Annotated in this window: 1 protein-coding gene and 1 pseudogene; both read right to left on the bottom strand. The window is 75.6% G+C overall.

Annotated features, from left to right (window positions below):
• Positions 1 to 601 (bottom strand): annotated as a pseudogene (locus AB0G02_RS38110) (hypothetical protein); the annotation flags it as partial.
• 62 nt (positions 602 to 663) lie between these two features.
• Entirely contained in the window at positions 664 to 1,716 is a 1,053-nt protein-coding gene (locus AB0G02_RS38105) for a PQQ-dependent sugar dehydrogenase (protein ID WP_360804751.1), read from the bottom strand.
• Between the last annotated feature and the right edge of the window lie 106 nt (positions 1,717 to 1,822).

Raw genomic sequence — 1,822 nt, 5'->3', positions numbered from 1 at the left:
GACGTGGCCGTCCGGCCGGTACCGCCAGCTGCGGTGGGTGATCGGCTGCTTGGCCGCGACGACCTGACCGCACCGCGGTGCCGTCGTCCGACCGCCAGGTGCCGTCGGCGGGCACCGAGGCGGCGACCTGGTCGCCCCACGGCTGGGCCGCCAGCCCCATCGCGGCCGACAGGACGGCCACCGCGGTGAGCGACAGCAGGGTGACGATCGCGGACCGGGGCACCAGGTCGCGCCAGTGCCGCCGGACGGTCACCTCGCCCGGGGTGCCGCGCACGGGGCGCAGCGCCGCGACGACCTCCGCGATCAGCAGAGCGGCGAGCAGGGGTGCGAGTGCGCCCGTGACGCCGTAGTCGCGGGGCGAGAAGCCGAACGCCCGCGCACCGACCTCGGCCGCGACCGGCGTGAGCAGGAACAGCACCGGGTACAGCAGCCGCCAGGCCCTCAGGTACCCCGCCGCCGACGCGCTCTGCCGGTCGTCCGGCTCGGGCACGCCCCAGCGCCGCAGGAACCGCCGCCCGGCGGACGCGGTCGGCCACAGCACGACCAGCAACGCGAGCCCGACCAGCCCGTCCACCAGCACCGCCACGACCACCCGGTCCACGACACCGCCCCCTCGCGCCGACCCTCGGCACGAAGAGTCCCACGGACGTGGGCCCCGGCGCGTCAGTCCTTGCTGCCGCCGGTCGCGCTCTCGCGCACGACGATCACCACGCGGTCGTCGCTGGAGACCGGCGCACCGCCCGCCACCTTGTTCACCGTGCCCGCCAGCGCGGTCGTGTCGTCGAGCATCACCAGCGGGCCGAGGCGGCCGAAGCCGTCCTCGCCGTTCATGGTCACCTCGGGCTTGCCGGTGAAGCCGCCGTCCGGGTTCATCGGCAGGTTGAGCAGGCCCGGAGTGGTGGCCGTGGTCACCATCACCGTGTTGGAGAACGACCCGCAGCCACCGACGCCCGGCCGCTCGGGCCACGACCACGCCGGGTCGCCCAGCGCCTTGCCCGGCTCCACCCGGTACAGCACGTCGGCGGTCGCGCCCGCGTCCGTCACCCACGTCTTCGACCCGTCGCCGGACACGCACAGCCCGCCCGGCGACTTCAGCCCGCTCGCCAGCACGCGCGAGCCCGCCGTGGGGTTGCCGCGCGCCGGCTGACCCGTGCCGTCGACCCGCAGCACCTTCCCGGCCAGCGAGTTCGGGTCGCCCGCCGCCGCCGGGTTGCCCGCGTCCCCGGTGGCCACCAGCAGCGCCCCGGTGCGGTCGTAGGCGAGCACGCCCCGGTTGCCGGTCGGGCCCTTCGGGATGCCGGTCAGCACCGGCTTCGGCACGTCACCAGGCGCGAGCCGCATCACCCGGTTGTCGGTCGCCGTGGTCACGTACACGTAGACGAGCTGGTCCTCCGCGTACGTGGGCGACAGGGTGAGCCCGGTGAGCCCGCCGTCGGCCGACGCGTCCACCTCGAACTTCGCCACCTCGACCGGGTCGACGTCCTTGGTCACCTTGAGCAGCCGGCCGGTGGTGCGCTCGGTCGCCAGCGCCGTGACCGCGCCGGTCGTCTGGTTGACGTCGGTCAGCGCCACCCCGGACACCGGGTTCAGGCACGTGCCGACGACGGCCGGGCTGAAGTCCTTGCAGCCCTGCGGCGGTGGCACGGACGTCGGCGGCTGGCCGGGCTGCTGGCCCTGGGCAGGGCCCTTCGGCAGCTCGCCCGGCAGTTCGGGCACCGGCCCGGCCTGCGGCGTCAGCAGCTGGGCCGCGCTCCACCCCGCCGGTCCCGGCAGATCGGGTAAGCACGCTCAGCCCGCGCCCAGAAGTCCCAGCGCAGACCCG

The organism is Actinosynnema sp. NPDC023658 (genome assembly GCF_040639995.1).
GTDB lineage: Bacteria > Actinomycetota > Actinomycetes > Mycobacteriales > Pseudonocardiaceae > Actinosynnema.
This window is presented reverse-complemented; position numbering and strand designations above follow the sequence as displayed.